This window comes from Pseudomonas sp. GG8 (genome assembly GCF_052976945.1).
In genome coordinates, this window is record NZ_JBRIIP010000001.1 from 1,982,165 (window position 1) to 2,006,306 (window position 24,142).

The 24,142-nt window shown below is 57.8% G+C and carries 20 protein-coding genes; 7 read left to right on the plus strand and 13 right to left on the minus strand.

Going from position 1 to position 24,142, the window contains the following annotated elements:
* Window positions 1-15 precede the first annotated feature (15 nt).
* From ACVBEG_RS09660 to ACVBEG_RS09675, 4 genes are all read left to right on the plus strand, one after another.
* A complete protein-coding gene (locus ACVBEG_RS09660; protein ID WP_322179477.1) occupies window positions 16-264 on the plus strand; it encodes a CrfX protein in 249 nt (82 codons plus the stop codon).
* Window positions 265-266: 2 nt separating this feature from the next.
* The gene (locus ACVBEG_RS09665) at window positions 267-1,091 is read left to right on the plus strand and encodes a mechanosensitive ion channel family protein (RefSeq protein WP_219060226.1); all 825 of its coding nucleotides are present in this window, start codon (window positions 267-269) and stop codon (window positions 1,089-1,091) included.
* Between the two features lie 90 nt (window positions 1,092-1,181).
* Window positions 1,182-1,772, plus strand: a complete 591-nt coding sequence (gene sigX, locus ACVBEG_RS09670; protein WP_322179476.1) for an RNA polymerase sigma factor SigX — start codon at window positions 1,182-1,184, stop codon at window positions 1,770-1,772.
* A gap of 107 nt (window positions 1,773-1,879) precedes the next feature.
* A complete protein-coding gene (locus ACVBEG_RS09675; RefSeq protein ID WP_322179475.1) occupies window positions 1,880-2,860 on the plus strand; it encodes an OmpA family protein in 981 nt (326 codons plus the stop codon).
* An 89-nt stretch (window positions 2,861-2,949) separates the two neighbouring features.
* Here ACVBEG_RS09675 and cobA read toward each other — a convergent pair whose 3' ends face one another.
* The 12 genes from cobA to ACVBEG_RS09735 form a co-directional block, all read right to left on the minus strand.
* On the minus strand, window positions 2,950-3,708 hold the full coding sequence (gene cobA, locus ACVBEG_RS09680) for a uroporphyrinogen-III C-methyltransferase (protein ID WP_447107623.1): 759 nt from the start codon (window positions 3,706-3,708) through the stop codon (window positions 2,950-2,952).
* A 13-nt stretch (window positions 3,709-3,721) separates the two neighbouring features.
* Window positions 3,722-6,766 carry a nitrite reductase small subunit NirD gene (gene nirD / locus ACVBEG_RS09685; RefSeq protein WP_447107624.1) on the minus strand — a complete coding sequence of 1,015 codons (3,045 nt, stop codon included), beginning with the start codon at window positions 6,764-6,766 and terminating at the stop codon, window positions 3,722-3,724.
* A complete protein-coding gene (nirB, locus tag ACVBEG_RS09690; protein WP_447107625.1) occupies window positions 6,763-9,207 on the minus strand; it encodes a nitrite reductase large subunit NirB in 2,445 nt (814 codons plus the stop codon). The genes nirD and nirB overlap by 4 nt, the downstream gene beginning before the upstream one ends.
* 291 nt (window positions 9,208-9,498) lie before the next feature.
* Window positions 9,499-11,157, minus strand: coding sequence for a protein kinase domain-containing protein (locus tag ACVBEG_RS09695; protein WP_447108452.1), 1,659 nt, complete (start codon window positions 11,155-11,157; stop codon window positions 9,499-9,501).
* Between the two features lie 8 nt (window positions 11,158-11,165).
* Window positions 11,166-12,377 (minus strand): nitrate/nitrite transporter, encoded by a 1,212-nt coding sequence (locus ACVBEG_RS09700; RefSeq protein WP_447107626.1) that lies wholly within the window; start codon window positions 12,375-12,377, stop codon window positions 11,166-11,168.
* A 205-nt stretch (window positions 12,378-12,582) separates the two neighbouring features.
* The gene (locus tag ACVBEG_RS09705) at window positions 12,583-13,158 is read right to left on the minus strand and encodes an ANTAR domain-containing response regulator (RefSeq protein WP_322179469.1); all 576 of its coding nucleotides are present in this window, start codon (window positions 13,156-13,158) and stop codon (window positions 12,583-12,585) included.
* A 14-nt stretch (window positions 13,159-13,172) separates the two neighbouring features.
* Window positions 13,173-14,384, minus strand: coding sequence for a CmpA/NrtA family ABC transporter substrate-binding protein (locus tag ACVBEG_RS09710; protein ID WP_447107627.1), 1,212 nt, complete (start codon window positions 14,382-14,384; stop codon window positions 13,173-13,175).
* Window positions 14,385-14,630: 246 nt separating this feature from the next.
* Window positions 14,631-14,870: a pyocin S6 family toxin immunity protein gene (locus tag ACVBEG_RS09715; RefSeq protein WP_447107628.1), complete on the minus strand. Its 240-nt coding sequence runs from the start codon at window positions 14,868-14,870 to the stop codon at window positions 14,631-14,633.
* Window positions 14,871-14,874: 4 nt separating this feature from the next.
* Complete coding sequence (locus ACVBEG_RS09720; protein WP_447107629.1) at window positions 14,875-15,417, minus strand: DUF7683 domain-containing protein; 543 nt, start codon at window positions 15,415-15,417, stop codon at window positions 14,875-14,877.
* A 53-nt stretch (window positions 15,418-15,470) separates the two neighbouring features.
* Complete coding sequence (locus ACVBEG_RS09725; RefSeq protein ID WP_447107630.1) at window positions 15,471-15,710, minus strand: pyocin S6 family toxin immunity protein; 240 nt, start codon at window positions 15,708-15,710, stop codon at window positions 15,471-15,473.
* 91 nt (window positions 15,711-15,801) lie between these two features.
* Entirely contained in the window at window positions 15,802-16,032 is a 231-nt protein-coding gene (locus ACVBEG_RS09730) for a DUF7683 domain-containing protein (RefSeq protein WP_447107631.1), read from the minus strand.
* Between the two features lie 20 nt (window positions 16,033-16,052).
* On the minus strand, window positions 16,053-16,922 hold the full coding sequence (locus ACVBEG_RS09735; protein ID WP_447107632.1) for an S-type pyocin domain-containing protein: 870 nt from the start codon (window positions 16,920-16,922) through the stop codon (window positions 16,053-16,055).
* A gap of 486 nt (window positions 16,923-17,408) precedes the next feature.
* Here ACVBEG_RS09735 and ACVBEG_RS09740 point away from each other — a divergent pair, with 486 nt between their 5' ends.
* Window positions 17,409-18,443, plus strand: a complete 1,035-nt coding sequence (locus tag ACVBEG_RS09740) for a quinone-dependent dihydroorotate dehydrogenase (protein WP_322215937.1) — start codon at window positions 17,409-17,411, stop codon at window positions 18,441-18,443.
* A gap of 113 nt (window positions 18,444-18,556) precedes the next feature.
* Here the strand turns inward: ACVBEG_RS09740 and rmf are convergent, their stop codons facing one another.
* On the minus strand, window positions 18,557-18,772 hold the full coding sequence (gene rmf / locus ACVBEG_RS09745) for a ribosome modulation factor (RefSeq protein WP_080290409.1): 216 nt from the start codon (window positions 18,770-18,772) through the stop codon (window positions 18,557-18,559).
* Between the two features lie 579 nt (window positions 18,773-19,351).
* Here rmf and rlmKL point away from each other — a divergent pair.
* Window positions 19,352-21,622, plus strand: coding sequence for a bifunctional 23S rRNA (guanine(2069)-N(7))-methyltransferase RlmK/23S rRNA (guanine(2445)-N(2))-methyltransferase RlmL (gene rlmKL, locus ACVBEG_RS09750; RefSeq protein ID WP_447107633.1), 2,271 nt, complete (start codon window positions 19,352-19,354; stop codon window positions 21,620-21,622).
* Window positions 21,623-21,757: 135 nt separating this feature from the next.
* The gene (locus ACVBEG_RS09755) at window positions 21,758-24,118 is read left to right on the plus strand and encodes a sensor domain-containing diguanylate cyclase (RefSeq protein WP_322179463.1); all 2,361 of its coding nucleotides are present in this window, start codon (window positions 21,758-21,760) and stop codon (window positions 24,116-24,118) included.
* Window positions 24,119-24,142 lie beyond the last annotated feature (24 nt).

The following is a 24,142-nucleotide window of genomic DNA, read 5'->3' on the forward strand; positions in this document are numbered from 1 at the left end:
TGCGTGAGGTTACCTATGCACGATCCATTCGAACAATCACTGCGCGACATGCTCAACTCTTCATCCTCCAGTCGGGATGACGATGCTTGCTTGGGCCGTGTTTTGAAAACTGCCAACCGTCAGGTAGGTGCAGGGGATTTGTTCAGTTTGCTCGGCCGCTGGTCGCAAGCACTGATGATCGGCCTCAACAACGGTTCGGCGCATATAGCACCTGTTTCGCGTAGCACGCTTTCCTCTGCTCGCCCTGCTGATAAGGCTGATTGAACATGGAATTGAACCTCTGGACGCAGAGCCTTGTGACCGCCATGACTGTGTTGTGGACCAAAGTTGCAAACTTTATTCCGAACCTGTTCGGCGCCCTCATTGTGGTGCTGTTGGGCTTTGTTGTTGCCAAATTACTCGACACGCTGCTGTCTAAATTGCTCGCCAAGCTGGGTCTGGATCGCCTAATGGGCGGCACCGGGTTGACCAAGTTGATTGCGCGGGCGGGTGTTCAGGTACCGATTTCGACCCTGGTCGGCAAAATCGTCTATTGGTTCGTGTTACTGATTTTTCTTGTGTCAGCCGCTGAATCCCTTGGGTTGGAACGCGTATCTGCGACCCTGGACATGTTGGCCCTGTACCTGCCGAAGGTATTTGGCGCGGCATTGGTGCTGCTTGTGGGCGTACTGCTGGCGCAATTAGCCAATGGCCTGGTGCGTGGCGCGGCTGAAGGCGTAGGCCTCGACTATTCTGCTGGCCTTGGGCGCATCGCTCAAGGGCTGGTCATTATCATTAGTATTTCAGTCGCAATCAGCCAGTTAGAGGTCAAAACAGACCTGCTTAACCACGTGATTGTGATCGGTTTGATTACCGTTGGTCTGGCCGTTGCGTTGGCAATGGGGCTTGGAAGTCGTGAAATCGCCGGACAGATTCTGGCGGGAATTTATGTGCGGGAGTTGTATCAGGTTGGGCAACAAGTGCGTGTGGGCGAGGTCGAAGGGCAGATCGAAGAAATTGGCACGGTGAAAACAACCTTGCTGACCGATGAGGGAGAGTTGGTGTCATTGTCCAACCGAATCCTCCTCGAGCAGCGAGTGAGCAGCCGCTAACACGGCGAATCCTGCTAATGTATGCCGCCACCAAATTGCCGGAAACATCGGCAGTGGCGGACATTGACCTGACTGTCGGCACGACTTGTTTTGAATAAACCCCAATCGCTGTCCATGCGCTACGACCCCCGCGAACTCTCCGATGAGGAGTTGGTGGCGCGGGCGCACGTCGAGCTGTTTCATGTGACGCGCGCATACGAAGAGTTGATGCGGCGCTACCAAAGGACCCTTTTTAACGTGTGCGCGCGTTATTTAGGGAACGATCGCGATGCTGACGATGTCTGTCAGGAAGTGATGCTGAAAGTGTTGTACGGGCTGAAAAATTTCGAAGGTAAGTCGAAGTTCAAGACCTGGCTCTACAGCATCACTTACAACGAATGCATTACGCAGTACCGAAAGGAACGGCGGAAGCGTCGCTTGATGGACGCGTTGAGCCTGGACCCACTTGAGGAGGCGGCTGAAGAGAAGGCGCCTACTCCTGAAGAACGGGGCAGCCTTGATCGTTGGCTTGTGTATGTGAACCCGATTGATCGGGAGATTTTGGTGCTACGCTTTGTCGCAGAGCTGGAATTTCAGGAGATCGCGGATATTATGTACATGGGCTTGAGCGCCACAAAAATGCGCTATAAACGGGCTCTTGATAAACTACGTGAGAAATTTGCAGGCATGACTGAAACTTAAGTCGTGGCAAATATCTCTAACGTGCTGGTAAGTTCTGATAGACTTGCCGACGAGCTGTCCTTCAGTACGAAGGATCGCTTAACAATCACCAGATGGGGATTTAACGGATGAAACTGAAAAACACCTTGGGCATTGCCATTGGTTCTATTGTAGCCGTGACTTCGTTCGGCGTTCTGGCACAAGGCCAAGGCGCGGTCGAGGGTGAGCTGTTCTACCAGAAACACTTCAACCGTAGCGTCGACGACGTTGAGGATGGCTACAATCCTGGTGCTTCCATCGGCTACTTCCTGACCGATGACGTCGAAGTGATTTTGGGCTACGACAAAACCAATTACACGCGCTCGAACAACAACACCAACTGGCAGAAAATTCGCGGCGACGAAGCTTCTCTGACCGGTATGTACCACTTCGGTACTGTTGGTGACGCTATTCGTCCATACGTTTCCGGTGGTTTCGCTCACCAGAGCTTGACCAACGTGCAGGCTGATGGCCATTCGGGTCGTGACCAATCCACATTCGCTACAGTCGGTGGCGGTGCCAAGTGGTACATCACTGACAACTTGTACGCTCGTGCTGGCGTTGACGCTTCGTACAAACTGGACAACGGTAAGTGGGACTACGCTCCTACCATCGGTCTGGGTGTGAACTTCGGTGGTGGCTCCAAGCCAGCTCCGGCACCGGTTCCAGAGGCAGTTGCTGCAGAGCCAGCACCCGTTGCAGAACCAGCTGTTGCTGAGGTTGTACGTGTTGAGTTGGACGTGAAGTTCGACTTCAACAAAGCCGTTGTCAAGCCTAACAGCTACAGCGACATCAAGAACCTCGCTGACTTCATGAAGCAGTACCCACAGACCCGCACTACTGTTGAAGGTCACACTGACTCCGTCGGTCCTGACGCTTACAACCAAAAACTGTCTGAGAAGCGTGCAAGCGCTGTCAAACAGGTTCTGGTTAACCAGTACGGTGTTGGTGCTAACCGCGTGAATTCGGTTGGCTATGGCAAATCCCGCCCAGTTGCTGATAACGCAACTGACGCTGGCCGCGCTATCAACCGTCGCGTAGAAGCTCAAGTAGAAGCTCAAGCTAAGTAATTAGCCCCCGCTTCAAGAGAAGCCCGGCTTTGGCCGGGCTTTTCTTTGTCTGCGATTTGATGCTTTGATGCCTCGTTGTGTGCGGTAGGTCAGCCACAGTGCTTAAGGCTATTCGCCAACACATCGGCTCCCGCAGAGTTGTAGCCCCCCGCCACTTTTCCAATCACCAGAATCGCCGGGCTTTTCAGTTCGAAGGCGACGGCGTCCAGCTGCATGTCAGCCAGCGTGCTACGGCATTCGCGTTGATGGGGCAGTGAGGCGTTTTCGATCATGGCCACAGGCGTGTTCGCAGCCAAACCACCCGCGAGCAGGTTGTCGCGTATTTCTGACAGTTTGGCGACGCCCATGTAGACCACCAGTGTCGTGCCACTTTGTGCCAGCGCTGGCCAATTCAGGCTGCTGTCGTCCTGCGTGTGAGCGGTGACCAGGGTCACGCCACGACTGACGCCACGCAAAGTCAGAGATATACCGCACTGAGTTGCTCCGGCCAGTCCGGCAGTGATGCCGTTGACCAGTTCGACCTCAACCCCTTTCGCCCTCAGCCACTCGGCTTCTTCGCCACCGCGTCCGAAGATGCACGGGTCGCCACCTTTAAGTCGCACCACGCACTTGCCTTGTCGGACATAACGCAGCATGAGTCGATGGATGAAGGCCTGAGGTGTCGAGCGACAGCCGCCGCGCTTGCCGACGGCGATCATTCGAGCTGTAGGGCAGTGTTCCAGTATCGCAATATTGACCAGGTCGTCGATCAACACCACCTGGGCTTCGTGCAAGGCCCGCACGGCCTTGAGCGTAAGCAGTTCAGGGTCACCAGGGCCTGCGCCCACCAGCCAGACTTTTGCGCTCATGCTGCAGCCCTCATTAGCTAATTGCCATTGGCAGCGGGTTGGCCGCCAGCAGTCGTTTGATTTCCGGTACGCATGAGCCACATTGGCTACCGCAGCCCAGTTGTGTTTTCAGCTCAATCAGATCAAGTCCGCGACCAATCCCGGCTAGCACAGCGCTTTCGCTGACATTCATGCAGTTGCACAAGGTTTTGCTGTTGTGAGGCGTGGCCGCTGCGTTACCGGGTGGGGTGCTGATCGGCGCTAGAAGCCAGCGGCGCAGTTGTTCATCGGCGCGGCCTTCCAGCCACAGGTTCTGCAGCCAATGCTGGGCGATGGTTTCCCCAGCCAGGCGGATGGCGGTGATTCGGCCATTTTCGATGCGCACCCGCTTGCCAATAGAGCGGCGTGGGTCGTCATAGGACAGTACCGGGCCTTCATTCAGGCCAAGTAGCTGGTCGATCTGTGTGAGTAATTGATTGTCCGGCGCTTGGGTGCTGGCAGCGCGGATCAGCAGAGCAGGACGCTCGCGACCGGCCAGGCTGAGGCTGGCGTAGGCAAAGTTTTCGCACAGCGGGCGCAGGGCTTCAAGATGAGCTTGTACGTCGCCTTCGACCAGCGCAAACAGTTGCCACGGCAACGTCACTGCCTCAATGCGCACACCGGTGTGCTTGAGCTCCGGTTGCTTGGACAGTGGGTCGAACGCCGGTTGTGTGAGGACGTTAACGCCTCCCTTGAGAAAGCGATCACCCCAGTGCATCGGCAAAAACGCCTGGCCTGGTCGTACGCTGTCATCGCTGCTGACGGGCACGATCAAACTACCGCGACGACTTTTCAGACTTACCAGATCGCCCGCTTGCAGGCGATGGCGGCGCATCTCGTCAGGGTGCAAGCTCAATACGGCTTCGCTGACATGGCCGAACAACCGGGCAGCGGTGCCTGTACGGCTCATGCCGTGCCATTGATCGCGCAGGCGCCCTGTGTTCAGGGTCAGCGGGAAGCGCGCGTCACGCAGTTCCTTGGCGGCTCTGTAGGGTTCTGCAATGAAGTTGGCGCGGCCCGACTCGGTGGGGAAGATGCCGTCGCCATACAGGCGCGGTGTTCCTGTCCGGGCACCGGCTGGGAAGGGCCATTGTTGTGGGCCTTGTTGATCGAGCACGGCATAGCTGATGCCCGACAGATCCAGATCACGCTCGCGCGTCAGCTGTTTGTATTCATCGAACAGCGCTTGAGGTTGATCAAACGCGAACAGGCTGGGCGTGCCTGGACGTAGCCGTTGTTCCAGGCGTTGGGCGAAGTCCACGGTAATCGCCCAATCCGCGCGTGCCTGGCCGGGGGCCGGTATCGCCTGGCGCACGTGAGAGATGCGTCGTTCCGAGTTGGTGACCGTGCCTTCTTTTTCGCCCCAACTCGCCGCAGGCAACAGCAGGTCGGCAAAGCGGCAGGTTTCGGTGGTGCGAAAGGCTTCCTGCAGGACCACAAAGGGGCACCTGGTCAGCGCTTGCTGAATTTTCTGTTGATCGGGCAACGACTGCGCGGGGTTGGTGCAGGCAATCCAAAGGGCCTTGATCTTGCCCGCCTGCAATTGCTCGAACAACTCGATGGCGGTCAGGCCGGTAGAGTCGGGTAACGCATCGACCCCCCAATACGCGGCAACCTCTGCGCGATGCGTGGCGTTGGCCGCTTCGCGGTGGCCCGGCAGCAAATTGGACAAGCTGCCTGTTTCGCGGCCGCCCATGGCGTTGGGCTGACCGGTGAGAGAGAAGGGGCCTGCGCCGGTACGGCCGATTTGCCCGGTTGCCAAATGCAGGTTGATCAGTGCGCTGTTCTTGGCGCTACCCGAGGTGGACTGATTCAAACCCATGCACCACAGCGACAGAAAGCTCGGGGCGGTGCCAATCCATTGCGCGCAGGCGTGCAGTTGCTCCACGGGAATGCCGCAGATTTCGGCGACCATTTGCGGGGTGTAATCGCGCACCAGGGTTTTTAGCTCTGCATAGCCCTGGGTATGCTGATCGATAAAGCTGCGATCGATCCAGTCCTCCCAAAGCAGCAGGTGCAGGATGCCGTGAAACAGCGCGACATCGGTGCCGGGCTGGATCGCCAGGTGCAAGTCCGCCAGTTCGCAGGTGTCTGTGCGGCGCGGGTCGACCACGATTATTTTCATGTCCGGCCGCTGGCTTTTCGCTTCTTCCAGCCGACGGAAGAGCACCGGGTGGGCATAAGCCATGTTGCTGCCAACGATTAGCACGCAATCGCTGAGCTCAATGTCCTCGTAGCTACACGGTGGTGCGTCTGCACCCAGGCTGCGTTTGTAGCCGACCACTGCGGAAGACATGCACAGCCGCGAGTTGCTGTCGATATTGTTGGTGCCGACCAGTGCCCGGGCCAGTTTGTTGAACGCGTAATAGTCCTCGGTCAGCAGTTGCCCGGAGACGTAAAACGCAACGCTGTCCGGGCCGTGTTCGCGAATGGTGTCGGCGAACACGTTGGCCGCGTGGTCAAGCGCTGTGTCCCAATCGGTGACGCTGCGAGCCAAGGATTTACCCAGGCGCAGTTCCGGGTACAGCGCCCGAGCCGTCAAGTCGCCGGTCAGGTGCAGGCTTGAACCTTTGCTGCACAATTTGCCGAAGTTGGCCGGGTGCCGGGGATCGCCGCTGACGCCGAGAATGCGCTCGTTGTCATGTTCGATCAGCACGCCACAGCCGACTCCGCAATAACAGCAGGTCGACGCGGTGATCTGCGTTGTAGCGGCGGGTGGGCGCATTATGCTGCTTCCTTCAATGCCAGTTGCACGCGGCCGTTCTCTACCCGGGCCAAGTGTGTGTGTGCAGCCCACGTCAGGCGCTTGCGCTGCACCCGATTCCAGGTCGATCTGCCAGTTGTGCAGCGGGCACGCTACGCGCTTCCCATAGATCAACCCCTGAGACAATGGGCCGCCTTTGTGTGGGCAACGGTCGTCGAGGGCGAAGACTTCATCGTCGCTGGTGCGAAAGATGGCGATGTCCCCCTTGGGCCCTTCGATGATGCGCGAGCCCAGTGGGTTGATGTCTTCCAGAGCGCAGATATCGAGCCAGTTCATGCCAGCACCTCCACAGGGATGCGTTCGAATTCTTTCTTCAGCAGCGGTTGCTTGATGCGCTCTTTCCATGGGTCCTGCTCGAATGACAGTGAGAACTGCAATTTCGCGTTCAGGGCCCGGCGGTTATCGTGATCTTCCAGCACTGCTTTTTTGATGTGCTCCATGCCGACCCGCTGCAGGTAGTGCACGGTGCGCTCCAGGTAGAATGCTTCTTCGCGATACAGCTGCAGGAAGGCGCCGTTGTATTCGCGGACTTCTTCAGCGGTTTTCAGCTTGACGAAGAATTCGGCGACTTCGGTCTTGATCCCGCCGTTGCCACCGATGTACATCTCCCAGCCGGAGTCGACGCCGATGATGCCGACGTCCTTGATCCCGGCTTCCGAACAGTTGCGCGGGCATCCGGACACGGCCAGTTTGACCTTGTGCGGTGACCACATATTGAAAAGATCGTGCTCGAGTTCGATACCCAGTTGGGTCGAGTTCTGCGTGCCAAAGCGGCAGAACTCACTGCCGACACAGGTCTTCACCGTGCGGATCGATTTGCCGTAGGCATGCCCAGAAGGCATGTCGAGGTCTTTCCAGACACCCGGCAAATCCTGCTTCTTGATCCCCAACAGGTCGATACGCTGCCCGCCGGTGACCTTGACCATGGGCACGTTGTACTTGTCGGCGACATCGGCAATACGGCGCAGCTCGGACGGGTTGGTCACGCCGCCCCACATCCGCGGTACCACCGAATAAGTGCCGTCTTTCTGAATATTGGCGTGAGCGCGTTCGTTGATCAGGCGCGATTGCGGATCATCCCTTGCCTCGCCTGGCCAGGTGGAAATCAGGTAATAGTTCAGCGCTGGACGGCAGGTGGCGCAGCCGTTGGGGGTGCGCCAGTTCATGTAACTCATGGCGCCGGCGATGGTCAGCAGATGCTGATCGCGGATGGCCTTGCGGATTTGTCCATGGTTCAGGTCGCTGCAACCGCAGATGGCTTTTTCGCTCTTCGGTTTGACGTCCGCCGCGCCGCCCACGGTGTTGATCAGAATCTGCTCCACCAGACCGGCGCAAGAACCGCATGAGCTGGCTGCCTTGGTGTGCTTCTTCACGTCATCGACGCTGAACAGGCCATGTTCCTGAATCGCCTTGACGATGGTCCCTTTGCAGACCCCATTGCAGCCGCAGACTTCGGCACTGTCGGCCATGCTCATGGCTTTGTCCTGGCCCTGGTGGCCGACATCGCCCAAGGCGTTTTCGCCGAACATCAGGTGGTCGCGGATTTCATTGATCTGATGGTTTTCGCGGATTTGCCGGAAGTACCAGCCGCCGTCTGCGGTGTCGCCATACAGGCAGGCACCGACCAGGATGTCATCCTTGATCACCAGCTTTTTATAGACCCCGCCAATCGGGTCGGACAGGGTGATGGTTTCGGTGCCTTCGCCGCCCATGAAGTCGCCAGCGGAAAACAGGTCGACGCCGGTCACTTTCAACTTGGTCGAGGTCACCGAGCCTTGATAGCGCGCAAAGCCCAGTTGCGCCAGGTGGTTCGCGCAGACCTTGGCCTGTTCGAACAGCGGCGCCACCAGTCCGTAGGCAATACCTCGATGGCTGGCGCATTCGCCGATGGCATACACGCGCGGGTCGTAGGTTTGCAGGGTGTCGTTGACCAGAATCCCCCTGTTGCAGGGGATGCCAGCCTGTTCGGCCAATTCGGTGGCGGGGCGGATGCCGGCGGCCATGACCACCAGATCAGCAGGGATCACATCGCCGTTCTTGAATTGCACAGCTTTCACCCGGCCTTTGCCGTCATCGAGCAGTGCCTGGGTCTGTTCTTTCAGGCGGAACGTCAGGCCGCGTTTTTCCAATTCCATTTGCAGTAAATGCGCGGAAGTCTGGTCCAGTTGGCGTTCCAGCAGCCATTCGCCGATGTGCACCACGGTCACGTGCATGCCGCGCAGCTTGAGGCCATTGGCGGCCTCGAGGCCGAGCAGGCCGCCACCAATCACCACTGCGTGGGTGTGGGTCTTGGCGGTGTTGATCATGGTCTGGGTGTCGGCGATGTCGCGGTAGCCGATCACACCCTGCAGGTCATTGCCAGGGATTGGCAGGATAAAGGGGGTCGAGCCGGTCGCGATCAGCAAACGATCATAGTGGGCTTCGGTGCCGTCGTCGGCGATTACCAGGCGCTTGGCGCGATCTATTTTCACTACTTTACGGTTGAGCAGTAGCTGGATGTTGTTTTCCAGGTACCAGCTCAAATCGTTGAGCACGATTTCATCGAACGTTTGCTCGCCGGCCAATACTGGCGACAGCAGAATGCGGTTGTAATTGGGGTGTGGCTCTGCGCCGAACACGGTGATGTCGTACAGGTCGGCGCTCAGTTTGAGCAGCTCTTCGAGGGTGCGAACGCCGGCCATGCCGTTGCCAATCATCACCAGTTTGAGTTTTTTCATAGTGCCTCCGAGAGACCACGAGGGGCGTGCTCGACAAGTTCCGCGCAAACAAAAAAAGGCGTCCCGCTAGTCACCTAGCGAGGACGCCTTTGTCCAGTCCCGTTCTCTCGGGAAGTGCAGCTTTCGTCGTTGAAAGCGGCCACTTTATAAATTGCTTGATGAACCTAATGCAGTGGTTGTGCCAAGTCGGTGGGCGCCCATGATTACGGGGGTTTTCCAGGCGTTGTGCGGGGTTGATTGCACTCTTTTAACGCAGATTGCGCGCAAGTGGTGCGATCTTGGGTCGCCACCTCATCCACGCAAGATCCAGATAATCAGCAACAGATTCACCAGCAACGACGTCAGCGCCAGTGCTCGCCATACCTTCAGCGGCTCCCGTTCCAGCAGCGGTCTGGGCTTGACCTTGAGCGTGGTCAGTTCGGCCTGCTCCAGTTCCAATAACCACTCTTCGGCGGTCTCATAACGCTGGGTCGGGTCTGCGCTCAGCGCCCGGCTCAGGTTGCGCTCCAGCCAGTCCGGTACGTCCGGTCGATAGCGACTGGCTGGAACCGCCACGCCAAAGTGCGGGTGTTGAAACGCTTCGATTTCGCCATAGGGATAGTGCCCGGTGAGTAAGTAATACAGGGTCACTCCGGCGCTGTATAAGTCCTGTTGTCCACTGGGTGCTACGCCGTCAAAAGCTTCGGGGGCGATATAGCTGGGTGTGCCGGGTAAGTCATTGGCGGTATCGACTGACAAACCGGGGCAATACGCCAGGCCGAAATCCAGCACGCGCAGCTCGCCACCGTCATCGAGCAGCAGGTTCTCCGGCTTGATGTCGCGATGCACGATGTTGCGCCGATGCAGTAGACCCAGGGCGCGCAGCAAGCTTATGGCCATATCCTGCCATGGCGGCAACGGCAGTGGACCGTTTTCCTCGAACACCTGGGCCAGGGTCTGACCGGGGTATTCGCGCATCACGTAATACAAATGCTGACGTTCGGGGGCGGGATGTATTTCAGGGAAAAACCGTCCGGCCACGCGCCGCAAGAACCACTCTTCCAGTAGCAGGCTTTGTCCGGCATTACTTTCGGCATGACGACTTGCAGGCAGGGTTTTCAGTAGCCAGGGCTGTTGCTGCTGATCGCGGACCCGGTATAGCAGGGATTGCCGCGACTGCCCGAGTACCGTTTCCACCTGCCAGCCTTCGAACCGTTGGCCTGGCTTCAGCGCGGGAGGTATTGACCATTGCTGAAGCTGGATCAGGGTGTCGCCAAGGTTATCCTGCCCCAGCCCATCGACCTGAATCAGCAGGGCGCTGGCGTTGTCCTGACTGCCCGCCAGGTGCGCGGCGCTGACCAGGGTCTGCACCGCGTTATCGAGATTGTCCTGCTCACGCAGGATTGAGCTGATGCTGGCTTCGCTGAGCGTCGACCACACGCCATCACTGAGTATCAGCCAGCGTTCGCCCTCGCGCAGTTCGCCGTCGAGGTAGTCCATGACCACGTATTGATCGAGTCCCAGCGCGCGCTTGAGGACGTGTTGCATGTCCGGTTGTTCCCAGACGTGGTCCTCGCTGACGCGCAACAGTTGCCCCGCGTGCCAGCGGTAAACCCGGCAATCGCCGACGTGGGCCAGGGTGAAACGCCGGCCCCGTAAGACGATGGCACTCAAGGTAGTCAGCAGGCCATTGGCCTGCAGCCAGCGATTCTGTGCCAGCAACAGGCGGTCCAGCGACTGCGCGACACCCCAGGTTTCCGGGGTGGCGTAGTAATCCAGCGCCAGTGCCTGCAAGGTCGAGCGGGCCGCCAGCCCGCCGTCGGCACAATGGCTGACACCGTCGGCGAGGGCGAAGAGGTAGCCCTTGCTCGCCGCCAGTGCTGGCATCGGCGTCACCAAGCGACCCGCATCCTGATTTTCCGTGCGCGGACCGCTGGCGCTGAAATGGGCGAAGCTCAGTTGCAAGCTCATCGGAGAGGTTAAACCCGTGCCGCCGTCACCGCTGCCGAGCCCCATGTGGTTCTCCAGCGGCGTTTGACGTTATGCAGGCCGAACCAGGCCAACACACCGAGGCTGGCGAACAGCCACAAACCCATTTGGTAGTCGCCGGTGTTCTGCTTGATTGCACCCAGACCGGCTGCCAGGAGGAAGCCGCCCACGCCACCGGCCATGCCGATCAAGCCCGTCATGACACCGATTTCCTGACGAAAGCGCTGTGGCACCAGCTGAAACACTGCACCGTTGCCGGCACCCAGGCCAAGCATTGCCGAAACGAACAGGGCCAGGGCAGCCCAAGAGCTGGGCAGGTTAAACCCGACAGCCGCAATACCGATGGCCGCTACTGCGTACATCCCCGACAAGGTACGAATCCCGCCGAACCGGTCCGCCAGAGCACCGCCCAGTGGGCGCATCATGCTGCCACCGAACACACAGGCTGCGGTGTAGTAGCCTGCAGTCACCGGGCTCAGGCCGTATTGGTCGTTGAAATAGCCGGGCAGGGCGCTGGCCAGGCCAATGAAGCCACCGAAGGTCACTGCGTAGAAGAACATGAACCACCAGGTGTCACGGTCGCCCAAGGCTTTCATATAGTCAGCCATGGATTTGGTTTTGGCCCGTTGCGGCGAGTTGCGGGCCATCAATGTAAAAATGATCAGGACCAGGATCAGCGGAATCAGGGCGAAGCCGAACACGTTGGTCCAGCCAAAGGCCAGGGCCAGTGCGGGGGCGATCAGTGCAGCGAATACGGTGCCGGAGTTGCCTGCACCGGCAATGCCCATGGCCTTGCCCTGATGCTCTGCCGGGTACCATTGCGAGGCCAGCGGCAGGGCGACTGCAAACGCGGCGCCTGCCATACCGAGGAATACCCCGAGCAGCAAGGCTTGCTCATAGCTGTGGATGCCCAGCTGCCAGGCCGCCAACAATGCACCAATGACGATCACTTGGCCGATGATGCCTGCGGTCTTGGGCGACAGTTTGTCTGCGAGCAGACCCATGAGTACGCGTAGAAAAGCCCCGGCCAGAATCGGCGTCGCTACCATCAATCCGCGCTGCTGGGTGGTCAGGTGCAGGTCGCCGGCAATCTGTATGGCCATTGGGCCTAGCAGGTACCAGACCATGAAGCTCAGGTCGAAATACAGGAAGGCTGCGAACAGAGTCGGCTTATGGCCGGCTTTCCAGAAGCTTGTATTCATTGAACACCTCATCTGCAAAAAAGAGTGGTGGCCTGAGGCCCGAATGCAAAAAAAACGCCGCAACCCGATTCGCGTTTGCGAGAGGGGTATGCGACGTCTTTGTCGTAAGTGGGGCAACCGCCGTTGGCTACCTGTGTAATCTCTGAAGCAAAAGGCGGGCCATCATCAGGGGATTGCTCTCGCGCAGCGCGTGATAGCAGTCAATTCATCCCAGTAACTCACTCATGGCAATGATCTGCTCAGCCACCTGAATCAGCTTCTGCTGGCGGCTCATGGCTTGGCGGCGCATCAGGGTGTAGGCCTCTTCCTCTTTGCAGTCTTTCATTTTCATCAGCAGGCCTTTGGCCAATTCAATGCGTTTTCGCTCCACCAATTGCTGGTCGCGTGCCTGTAATTGGGCACGTAGCGCTTGATCGCTCTCAAAGCGGGCCATGGCCACGTCCAGAATCGGTTGCAGTCGTTGGGCATTGATACCTTCAACGATGTAGGCACTGACCCCGGATTTGATGGCTTGGCGCATGACGAGCGGGTCGTGCTCATCGGTGAACATCACGATAGGGCGCGGCAGATCGCGGCTGACCAGCACCACTTGCTCCATCACGTCTCGGCCGGGGGATTCGGTGTCGATCAAAATGACGTCGGGGCGCACGGCCTCTACCCGTGCAGGCAAGTCGATGGTCAGCCCGGACTCGTCGATCACCTCGAAACCGGCCTCGCTGAGTGCGGCCTTGAGACGTCCGACTTTTTTTGCCGTGTCATTTATCAGCAGGATACGCAGCATGTTCGCGACTTCCTTCAGCGACTGACACGGGTGGGGACGGCATCGGCCAGCGCGTGCAGCTTGAAGCTGTGTGCATAGGCCGTGGGGTCGCTACCGTCCCAGACTTTGCCATCAATCAGCTGGCTGCTGCGCATGGCAGACTCAGGGACTGCAACGCCGACAGTGGCCGCTGCCTCGCTATACAGCTTTAGTTGCTGCACTTGCGTGGCAATCCCAAGATAGTCAGGGTCTTCGCGCAGCAGGCCCCAGCGCCGGAACTGGGTCATGAACCACATGCCGTCGGACAGGTAAGGCATGTTGACTTCGCCTGCGCCATGAAAGCGCACAGCATGCAGGTCATGCCAGTGATTACCGAGACCGTCGGCATAATCCCCCATGAGGCGTGGTTCTATGCAGTCCACCGGCGTGTCGAGGTAATCGCTGCCGCTGAGCAATTGCGCGGTACTGCGTCGATTTTCATCGTTTTGTTCGATAAAACGGCTGGCTTCCAGCACTGCCATGACCAGCGCCCGTGCAGTGTTGGGGTACTGCTCGACAAACTCACGGGTGCAGCCGAGCACTTTTTCCGGGTGATCGGGCCAGATCGCCTGCGTCGTCGCCAAGGTAAAGCCAAGGCCCTGATTCACCGCGCTGGCGCACCAGGGTTCGCCGACACAGCAGCCGTCGATACGCCCGGCTTGCAGGTGCGCGACCATTTGTGGCGGCGGCACGACCACGCTGTTGACGTCGTTCAGCGGATGAATGCCCTGGCTCGCGAGCCAGTAATACAACCACATGGCATGTGTGCCTGTGGGGAAGGTCTGGGCAAACGTCAGTTTTGTACGGCTTTGGTGCACATACCGATCGAGTGCGTCAGGACTGGTCACGTTCGCGTCCTGCAACGCTTTGGATAAGTTGATGCTTTGCCCGTTCTGGTTCAGGCCCATCAGCACCGCCATGTCGGTGCTCACGGAGCCGCTGATTCCCAATTGCACCGCATAGATCAGCCCGTAAAGGCTATGAGCGGCGTCCAGTTCGCCACTCACCAGCTTGTCGCGCAGATTGGCCCAGGACGATTGGCGTTTCAGGTTCAGGGTCAAGCCATAGGGCTGAGCAAACCCTTGGGTGGCGGCAACCACCAGTGGTGCGCAGTCGGTCAGGGCCATGAAGCCCAGGTCGATGGTGTTTTTTTCCGGCGCGTCGCTGCCCGCGACCCAGGCTAGAGCGTTGTTCGGTAGTGTGTTCATGCCGATTTATTCATGGTCAAAGCGCCATCCATAAAAAAGCGTCGCGCAGTCGTTTGCAAATGCAAAGACGGTCGCGACGCCATTGTCCGATGCCTCGCTCCGCCGTTGGAACGAGTGTAGATAACGGTGGGATGTGCAAGGCATATGCCATCCTTGCGGCGACACATGACCTGTAGCATGCCTTCGGCATCATGGCGGAACTGAAAACGCACTGGTCTGGCTTGCCCTAGGGTGCTTATTGGCTGGCTAGGCTTCCACGCCGATGAATAGATCCAAGTCGTCAGGCAGGGGCTCATTGATCGCCGCCGCAATCTGGTGGGATTGGTCACCTGTTAGCAACCACTCGCCGTTTGGGCTTTTTGCAACGCTTTGCCACCCCATTACCTCTAGTACCGCCGGCTCAAACTGAGGCGGCACCTCTAGTTCATATTTCAGCGAAGTATCGTCGCTGTCGTCCGCCAAAAAACCTGTGATGCATAAGGGCAACCTATCAGCTCACATTACAGGTGAGTTGGAATATATGGTTTGCGTCGTAAAAGCGCTTACTAGCTAATAGTTCAATGCTCAATAGCTGCGTTTCGCTAAGGTTGTACCCCTCATCGCCTCGCTGTGGTGATGTCCAGCTCATTATTTCCGCCAATTGAGCTTCGCAACCATCCGGAAGCACAATTTCAAAATCTAGAAATTCGTTTTCTTTGTCAAATGCTTCGACGGTATATTTCATGGTTCTACCTCTCGTGTCCGGGATTGCTGGTAATGAATCGGGGGCGTCGTCATAGTCGTGGTCTTTGCTTTTGATTGGCTTTGCAAACACCACATACATCGACTTCAGGCCGGTGTTCGCTGGGAATACCAGAATACAGTCGTCGGTGGTGATGTCTTCGCCGGGAAGACCTTCAATCTGCGAGTCGGTGCCTTCCGGGATCGGGTGGACCAGGATAGTGCCCAGCCGTTCGCCGCTGTTGTCGAGACTAACCAGCGGCGGCATCTGCCCCAACTGTCCGCGTTGGGGCGTCCACAGAGTCGGGGACACACTTCAATGTTAACTTTTCGCTGCCCCGCGACGAGCGACCTCCCAACTGCAGCTTAGGCTTCAACCCCAATAAACAGCTTTAAATTAGTTGGGAGTGAATGTCCGATGATCGATGATATTTGCGCCACCTGCTCACTCGCGAGCAGCCATTCCCCTTCTGCCATCGCATTAATACTTCTATGAGCCAGGAGCTGTACGATTTGCTCATTAAATGAACCATCCAGATCAAGTTCAAATTTAAGCGAATCATCTTCGGCATTGTCAGGCAGGAATCCACTGATACATAGATACATAAAAGCTCCTATTTTTCTACTGTTTGACCGAGCTTTGATGTGGTTCGTCCGTAACCACCAGGCCGATACACCTTACCGAGCACCTTCAGGCTCAAACACTACAAGACAACTGAAAAATATAGTCCGGACTACTGAAGGTCTTGCCAGTCATGGTTTCAAGGCTGCTTATCTGCTCTGCCGATAGGTCGTATTCATATATCGCATCTTCTGGCTCACTCCAGGCCATTAGCTTCGCTAAGTTATCGAACTGGTCGGCAGGGATCTCAATACTGAAAGCCACTTCCTCGGTTTTCTTGTCGAATGCAAGAATCTCATGTTGCATTTTTCGAACTCCTCTCGAGATTATTTTGGTGTGGTCCGGCCTGGCTCGGCGTCCTTTGTGCGTTCTCCCGTGTCAGGGTTGAACTCTCCCAGATGCTTGCCTTGTTTGTCGTACAGCTCAACCCGGCCATTCTCATAATCCCACTCATAAATTCGCCCCTTGCGATCTTTCCAGCGTTTACGTTTATGTCCGCCACCTTTGACTGAGCTCTTCGAGGGACTGAGTACTGCATCCGGAAAAGCCGTCAGCCCTTTGGGTGCAGGGTGATAGCTGTGGTCGCCGCCGATAGGCCGAGCAAACACCACATATAGCGAGCTAAGACCCGTATCCGCCGGAAACACCAGAATACAGTCATCGGTGGTGATGTCTTCGCCGGGAAGGCCTTCAATCTGCGAGTCTGTGCCGTCCGGGATCGGGTGGACCAGGATAGTGCCCAACCGTCCGCCATTGTTGTCGGGATATACCAGCGGCGGCATTTGTTCCAGTCCGCTGCGCCGCGGGGTCCAGAGAATGGTGATGCCGTTGAGCTTGGTCTCCATGGCGGTTTTGTCGGCGTTCCACGTGGCCTGCACTGTGCGTACCGTGTCGTCACCGGCTGCGGTGGTGTGAATGCCGTAGACCTGTAGCGCGCCCTCGGCATCGCGGCGGAACTGGAAGCGCACACGCGTGGGCGCGTGAGTCATGTTGCGCAACTGATTGTCGGTGTAAAGTGTGCCGTCGCCCATTTTGGCCGGGAGCATCCCCAGTATGAAAATGCTGGCAGGGCCGCCCGCGCCGCGTATTGCCCAATTAAGCCCCCGCTGCATGATGCCGCCACCGGCCATTCGACCCAGCGCCAGATCGGCACCGAGGGCCGTTGCTATAGCGGTGTTGGCAGATGGAATAAGCATGGCACCCGCCACCATCACGTTGCCGAAGTTTGAGGTGGGCTCTGGGGCGGTACCGGCTGCAGTGCGGCACCATTTGCCAGAAATGCAGGACTTGGCAAAGACTAGGTCTGTACGTTTTTTGGGGGGCGGCCATCGATCTTCGGCGATGTAAATCCGCTCTGGCTCAGAGGGTTTATTCCAGGCTGCCCACGAGCCACCACCGTTGGGAAGATTCCGGCTGGGTGCCCAAGAACTGTCGAAAGGTTTTTTTGAGTTATCCTTGCTCATGACAAGTCCCTGTATCACTTTGTGTCGAGCCGGAGAGCTGTCGCTCAGCCTGGTTCCGGTCAATGTGACTTGGTAACCTGAAGTTTCAGACTCTCCAATGCGCTTGCCGTTTCAGAAAGGGCACAGGGCAAGCGCGCTGCAAGTTCGAACTCGCCTATGAGCCCTAGCCCGTCTATAATCGCTGCCCTGAATTCAGCCGCTCACGAGCCAATCCCGCCCATGTATAACCTGGCCCGCCAGTTATTGTTCAAACTCTCCCCCGAGACCTCCCATGACCTGTCGCTGGATCTGATCGGCGCGGGCGGGCGTTTGGGGCTCAATGGTTTGTTTACCAAGGCGCCTGCGCAGTTACCGGTAACGGTCATGGGCCTGAACTTCCCTAACCCGGTCGGGTTGGCCGCGGGGCTGGACAAAAATGGCACGGCGATCGATGGGTTTGCGCAGTTGGGCTTTGGTTTTGTCGAAGTCGGCACCGTGACCCCGCGCCCACAGCCGGGCAATCCGAAACCACGGATTTTCCGTCTGCCGCATGCCGAGGCAATCATCAACCGGATGGGTTTCAACAATCTGGGTGTCGATCACCTGATCAGCCGGGTACAGGCTGCCAAGTACCGCGGCATCCTCGGGATCAACATCGGCAAGAATTTCGATACCCCGGTAGAGCGCGCCGTGGACGACTACCTGATCTGTCTGGATAAGGTCTATGCCCATGCCAGCTACGTGACCGTGAATGTCAGTTCGCCGAACACTCCTGGCTTGCGCAGTCTGCAGTTCGGTGACTCGCTCAAGCAATTGCTCGAAGCCCTGCGCCTGCGTCAGGAGGACCTGGCGCAAAAACACGGCAGGCGCGTGCCGCTGGCCATCAAGATTGCGCCTGACATGACGGATGAAGAAATCGTGCAGGTCGCTGCTGCGCTGGTTGAATCAGGCATGGATGCGGTGATTGCGACCAACACCACGCTCAGTCGCAAAGGTGTTGAAGGGTTGCCCCATGCGGACGAAGCAGGTGGCCTGTCGGGCGCGCCGGTTCGTGAAAAGAGTACCCATACGGTCAGAGTACTGGCGGGTGAATTGGCCGGGCGGTTGCCGATCATTGCGGCGGGTGGGATCACAGAAGGCAAGCATGCGGCTGAGAAAATCGCTGCAGGTGCGAGTCTGGTGCAGATATATTCGGGCTTTATTTATAAAGGACCTGCGTTGATTCGCCAGTCGGTTGATGCAATAGCGGGGATGTCGTCCCGGCACAGCGCATAAAAAAGGGGTTCCTTGACGGAACCCCTTGGGCTTTAGCCCGCCGCCCGGGTGGGGCGTGCATGGTTTAGGTCATCTTTCAAAATTTTAAAAAAACTTGATCGGAATGTACCTGATTAGCCGACCGCGTGAAGTTCGTTGAGTCTGTGGATACCCGCAGTGCCGGTCATACCGTCCCAGTTGTCGCCGCGTCCTTCTCGCCAGCCATTGATCCAGGCTTGGCGTACCGACGGTAGAGTAAAGGGGCAAAGCTCACGGGATTTACCATGAACACCAAATTGATATCCGCGTAAAAATGCTCTTTCCAACGGATCACGCTTAAGTCTTCTCATAGGGTGTTGCCCTCGTTTGTTGACTGTAATGTCCCTGATGACCTCATGTTGAGGTCGGGCAGAATCTTCTGCCGTTGGTGCCCGCTGCCGGCGTCGCGGGCTTGGTGTTGTCACCGTTGCGGTGACAACCTGTGACGAGTTCTAACCAATGCGCTTAGCTCTGTGAATGATCGTTTTGTCATAAGAACGTAACTATTGGCGTGGTAATGCCATAAGCATGACACTCATTCGCAGGTTTTTTTTGCCACAGGCCCCCTGAGCCGAGGCTTTGAATGAAGGCCGATACGGTTTTTCAAACGCGAATGATGGCGGATTGCTTTCAGCCGTAAAACGACGAAGGGTCAGGATGTGACTTTTTATTACAGCGACCTTCAACCTAAATGGTCGATGATCGAACGATCAATTGTCTTTTGGCCACCAAGCTGATGGACTGACTGCTGCATCGACGCAACGCGCCGATGACGGTGGACCGGCACAATATGTGTGCCACGCAGGCGGTCTCCAAGAAAGGCGTCTGTTTAAAATCTGGTCGGGCAATGCGTTGCCCCGCCGCTTATCGCTTAAGGCCCTGGATTACCCATGTCGGACCGTTACGAACTCTTTCTTACCTGCCCCAAGGGCCTCGAAGGTTTGCTCGCTGAGGAAGCCACCGGGCTTGGCCTCGAGGAGACCCGCGAGCACACCTCGGCCATTCGTGGCATGGGCGACATGGAGACGGCCTATCGACTGTGCCTCTGGTCGCGCCTGGCCAACCGGGTGTTGCTGGTGCTCAAGCGGTTCCCGATGAAAGATGCCGAGGACCTGTATCACGGTGTACTCGATGTCGAATGGGAAGATCACCTGGACGCTGAAGGCAGTCTCGCGGTGGAGTTCAGCGGTAACGGTTCGGGGATCGACAACACCCACTTTGGTGCGCTGAAGGTCAAGGATGCGATCGTCGACAAGCTGCGTACCCCGTCGGGCCTGCGTCCTTCGGTCGATAAGCTCAACCCGGACTTGCGCGTTCACCTGCGCCTGGACCGCGGCGAGGCGATTCTGTCATTGGACCTGTCTGGACACAGTTTGCACCAACGTGGTTACCGCTTGCAGCAGGGTGCGGCGCCGTTGAAAGAAAACCTGGCGGCAGCGATTCTGGTGCGGGCCGGCTGGCCGCGCATCGCTGCTCAAGGCGGCGCGCTGACAGACCCGATGTGTGGCGTCGGCACCTTCCTGGTGGAAGGGGCGATGATGGCTGCGGATATCGCGCCAAACCTCAAGCGCGAACGCTGGGGTTTTTCGGCCTGGCTCGGGCACGTCCCTGCCTTGTGGAAGAAACTGCACGAAGAGGCGCAGGCGCGGGCCGATATCGGTCTGGCCAAGCCACCGCTGTGGATTCGCGGTTATGAAGCCGATCCACGCCTGATTCAGCCCGCTCGCAACAACATTGAACGCGCAGGCATGAGTGAGTGGGTCAAGGTCTATCAGGGCGAAGTCGCGACGTTTGAGCCACGTCCCGATCAGAACCAGAAAGGGTTGGTCATCTGTAACCCTCCTTACGGCGAACGTCTGGGTGATGAGGCGAGCTTGCTCTATCTCTACCAGAACCTCGGCGAACGTCTGCGTCAGGCATGCCTGAACTGGGAAGCGGCGGTGTTCACCGGCGCGCCGGATCTGGGCAAGCGCATGGGTATTCGCAGCCACAAGCAATATGCCTTCTGGAACGGCGCCTTGCCCTGCAAATTATTGCTGATCAAGGTTCAGCCGGATCAGTTCGTCACCGGCGAGCGCCGCACACCTGCGCAGCGTCAGATTGAGCGTGAGCAGGTCGAGGCGGATGTATCGGGTGAAGTCGAAGCGCCCGGCAAGTACGAAAAGTACAACAAGAACGGCAACCCTATTCGCAAACCTGAGCCGGTTATCGAGCAGGCGCGGTTGAGTGAAGGCGGGCAGATGTTTGCCAACCGCTTGCAGAAAAATCTCAAACTACTGGGCAAGTGGGTCCGTCGTGAAGGCATCGATTGCTATCGGGTCTACGATGCCGACATGCCCGAGTACGCATTGGCCATCGATCTGTACCACGATTGGGTTCATGTTCAGGAATACGCAGCGCCCAAGACTATCGATCCGGAAAAGGCGTCGGCCCGTCTGTTCGATGCGCTGGCAGCGATTCCCCAAGCATTGAATATCGACAAGAGCCGGGTGGTGATCAAGCGCCGTGAGCGCCAGAGCGGCACTAAGCAGTATGAACGCCAGAGCGCCCAAGGACAGTTCCTTGAGGTGAGCGAAGGCGGTGTCAAGCTGCTGGTGAACCTGACCGACTACCTGGATACCGGGCTTTTCCTCGATCACCGGCCGATGCGCATGCGCATTCAGCGTGAGGCCGCGGGCAAGCGCTTCCTGAACTTGTACGCCTACACGGGGACCGCGAGTGTGCATGCGGCAAAGGGTGGCGCACGCACAACCACCAGTGTGGATCTGTCCAAGACCTACCTGGATTGGGCTCGACGTAATCTGTCGCTCAACGGTTTCTCTGACAAGAACCGTCTGGAGCAGGGCGACGTCATGGCGTGGCTGGAAGCAAGTCGTGACGAGTACGACTTGATTTTCATCGACCCGCCGACGTTCTCCAATTCCAAACGTATGGAAGGGATCTTCGACGTGCAGCGCGATCAGGTGCAGTTGCTTGACTTGGCGATGGCGCGTCTGGCGCCGGGCGGTGTGTTGTACTTCTCCAACAATTTCCGCAAGTTCCAGCTCGATGAGAATCTTAGCGAGCGCTATGCGGTCGAAGAAATTACGGCGCAAACCGTTGACCCGGACTTTGCTCGCAACAGCAAGATTCACCGTGCATGGCGTATTACAGCCCGCTGAACCCGCGATACGCCCCCCCCCTGGCTTAATTAGTTAGGGGGGGAACTCAAGTGGGGCTAGGCAAGCTGGTGGCAAATGGCTATAACTGAGCCATGGCCACGGTTGCACCACAACGCTGGCGTATGAGTTCTGCTTATGTCGCCAAACAGCGTTCGGTCCAGAATTCTCGGCTTGATCCACGAAGACGCGCTTGCGCCGTCCGCAGCGATCCTGGCTTTTGCGGCAGGTGCTGTGCTGACCGCGATGCTCGTGTCGGCCAGCGCCGACATGCACCAACGCCGACTTGATCAGCGTTTCAATCTGTTGGCCAGCGAACGCTTCAGTCGTATTCAGGAACGTTTCGACGATCAAGTCCAGCGCCTGGATGGCCTTCGCCGTTTCTTCGTTTTCTCCGACCAGATCACTCAAGCTGAGTTCGATGGTTACGCGGCGCCTTTACTGGTGGTTACGCAGGCGTATTCCTGGGCGCCAAGGGTCCCTGGCGCAGAACGTTCGCAGTTTGAGACGCACGCGCGCGCACAGGGGCTGACCGATTTCACCGTTCGCGATCTGTCCCCGAGCGGTCAGCTAACGCCTGCTGTTGATCGCCCTGAGTACTTCCCAGTCCTGTATACCCAATCCAGAAGCACAGAGCCGCTGCCGCTGGGCTTTGATGTGATGTCTGAAAGTATTCGCCGAGCCACGCTTGAGCGTGCCGCGCAACGAGGCAGCATGGCCGTGTCGCCACGAATGGATCTGGTGGGGCTTGAGCCCGCGAATACCAGTGGTCTATTGCTGGTGGCACCCGTGCTGTTATCGGTAGTCGATGGCGGCGCGAAGAAACAGGCATTGTCTGGGTACGTGATGGCGGTGATCGGTCTGCGCATATTGATGTCCGAAGGGTTGCCCGCCCAGGATCGCGACAATCTGGCGTTGCAGCTGTTCGACCTTTCTTCGCCAGAGCAGCCCGAGCTGCTGTATCAGTCGGCAAACCAGGCGGTGGAAAGCAATCTGCGCATCAGTACGCTGTTGAGCATGGCAGACCGACGTTATCTGCTGGAACTTCGTCCATCCGCTGTTTTTATTGCTGCCAACCGGTCGTCGTCGACCAGCGTGATTGTGTTGGGGGGATTGCTGAGTCTGATCCTCAGCGTTTTGCTGTATAGCCTGGTCAATCAGCGTCAACGCGCCTTACTGCTGGTTGAGCGGCGTACGGCCGAATTGCGCAGCGTGCTAAACGCTGCGACTCAGGTGGCGATCATTGCGACTGATCTGCGCGGCGTCATCAGTACCTTCAACGTGGGTGCACAGCAGATGCTCGGCTACAGTGGCGATCAAGTGCTGGGGCAGTTCACGTTGGGGGATTTACACCTTGGCACCGAGCTTTCAGCTCATGGCGAGGCATTGAGCCAGCGTTATGGTTGCGAGGTGCCGACTGCCGAGGCGATGTTAGTCGAGGCGATGGAGGAGGGTGCCTATCCTGCACGGGAATGGACGCTGGTGCGTCGTGACGGCAGCTCGCTGGTGGTCAATATGCTGGTCACGGCGGTGCGCGATGAGCGTCAGCAATGGGTGGGTTATCTCGCAATCTGCGTTGATATCACTGAAGGCAAACGCGCCCATCAAGCGTTGGCTGCGCGCGATCAATTGCTGGAAAAGCTTAGCGCACAGGTGCCTGGAGGAATTTATCAATACCAATTGAACAGCGATGGCAGTTCCTTCTTTACCTACACCAACAGCGGTATGTGGCGGATCTACGAACTGCCTCATGATGTAAAGCAGCAAAGTGTAGAGGCCGTACTCGATCGGATCCATCCCATGGATTTGCAGCGAATCAAGAAGTCGATTTGCTATTCCGCCGAGCACCTGACGCCGTGGCGTGAGGAGTATCGCGTCGAGCTGCCACGCCAGGGCCAGCGCTGGTTGCATGGCGAGGCGATGCCTGAGCGATTACCCGACGGCGGGGTGCTGTGGCATGGCTTTATCTCCGATATTTCTGACTTGAAGCGTGTTGAGGATGAACTGCGCGCGCTATCAGTGACGGACGTGCTGACGGGCGTGTACAACCGTCGTTATTTTCAGGAGCGGCTCAAGGCCGAACTCTCTCGGGTTCATCGGCATGGCGGGGAGTTGTCGGTGATCATGCTCGACATCGATCACTTCAAGCGCATCAACGATCAATTCGGTCATGCGATGGGCGACCATGTGCTGCAAGGGCTTTGTCAGCGGATCAATCAGCGCTTAAGGCAAGATGATGTGTTCTGTCGGCTAGGTGGCGAGGAGTTCATGGTGTTGTGTCCCAACGCGACTGGGGAAAACGCACATGCGCTCGCACTCGAGTTATGGCAGGTACTGCGGGGGGAACCCATTGAGGGTGTGGGCGTGGTGACGGCGAGTTTCGGTGTTGCCAGCTGGCGTCCTGTTGAAGGCGGTGATTCGCTATTGCTACGGGCGGACTCGGGCGTTTATGCCGCCAAACAGGCTGGGCGTGATCGCGTCGAGCCAGAGTTGTCATGAGGTAAAACAGTTCTGTCGTGTGAT

What these genes read in the sequence shown, in the direction of transcription:
- ACVBEG_RS09755 (WP_322179463.1), top strand. Translation starts at nt 21,758, where the DNA reads ATGTCGCCAAACAGCGTTCGGTCCAGAATTCTCGGCTTGATCCACGAA.
- ACVBEG_RS09700 (WP_447107626.1), bottom strand. Translation starts at nt 12,377, where the DNA reads ATGAATACAAGCTTCTGGAAAGCCGGCCATAAGCCGACTCTGTTCGCA.
- ACVBEG_RS09705 (WP_322179469.1), bottom strand. Translation starts at nt 13,158, where the DNA reads ATGCTGCGTATCCTGCTGATAAATGACACGGCAAAAAAAGTCGGACGT.
- ACVBEG_RS09735 (WP_447107632.1), bottom strand. Translation starts at nt 16,922, where the DNA reads ATGCTTATTCCATCTGCCAACACCGCTATAGCAACGGCCCTCGGTGCC.
- rmf (WP_080290409.1), bottom strand. Translation starts at nt 18,772, where the DNA reads ATGAGAAGACTTAAGCGTGATCCGTTGGAAAGAGCATTTTTACGCGGA.
- nirD (WP_447107624.1), bottom strand. Translation starts at nt 6,766, where the DNA reads ATGAACTGGCTCGATATCTGCGCTCTGGAAGACATCAACCCACTGGGC.
- ACVBEG_RS09710 (WP_447107627.1), bottom strand. Translation starts at nt 14,384, where the DNA reads ATGAACACACTACCGAACAACGCTCTAGCCTGGGTCGCGGGCAGCGAC.
- ACVBEG_RS09665 (WP_219060226.1), top strand. Translation starts at nt 267, where the DNA reads ATGGAATTGAACCTCTGGACGCAGAGCCTTGTGACCGCCATGACTGTG.
- ACVBEG_RS09675 (WP_322179475.1), top strand. Translation starts at nt 1,880, where the DNA reads ATGAAACTGAAAAACACCTTGGGCATTGCCATTGGTTCTATTGTAGCC.
- nirB (WP_447107625.1), bottom strand. Translation starts at nt 9,207, where the DNA reads ATGAAAAAACTCAAACTGGTGATGATTGGCAACGGCATGGCCGGCGTT.
- ACVBEG_RS09730 (WP_447107631.1), bottom strand. Translation starts at nt 16,032, where the DNA reads ATGCAACATGAGATTCTTGCATTCGACAAGAAAACCGAGGAAGTGGCT.
- cobA (WP_447107623.1), bottom strand. Translation starts at nt 3,708, where the DNA reads ATGAGCGCAAAAGTCTGGCTGGTGGGCGCAGGCCCTGGTGACCCTGAA.
- rlmKL (WP_447107633.1), top strand. Translation starts at nt 19,352, where the DNA reads ATGTCGGACCGTTACGAACTCTTTCTTACCTGCCCCAAGGGCCTCGAA.
- ACVBEG_RS09725 (WP_447107630.1), bottom strand. Translation starts at nt 15,710, where the DNA reads ATGTATCTATGTATCAGTGGATTCCTGCCTGACAATGCCGAAGATGAT.
- ACVBEG_RS09695 (WP_447108452.1), bottom strand. Translation starts at nt 11,157, where the DNA reads ATGAGCTTGCAACTGAGCTTCGCCCATTTCAGCGCCAGCGGTCCGCGC.
- ACVBEG_RS09660 (WP_322179477.1), top strand. Translation starts at nt 16, where the DNA reads ATGCACGATCCATTCGAACAATCACTGCGCGACATGCTCAACTCTTCA.
- ACVBEG_RS09740 (WP_322215937.1), top strand. Translation starts at nt 17,409, where the DNA reads ATGTATAACCTGGCCCGCCAGTTATTGTTCAAACTCTCCCCCGAGACC.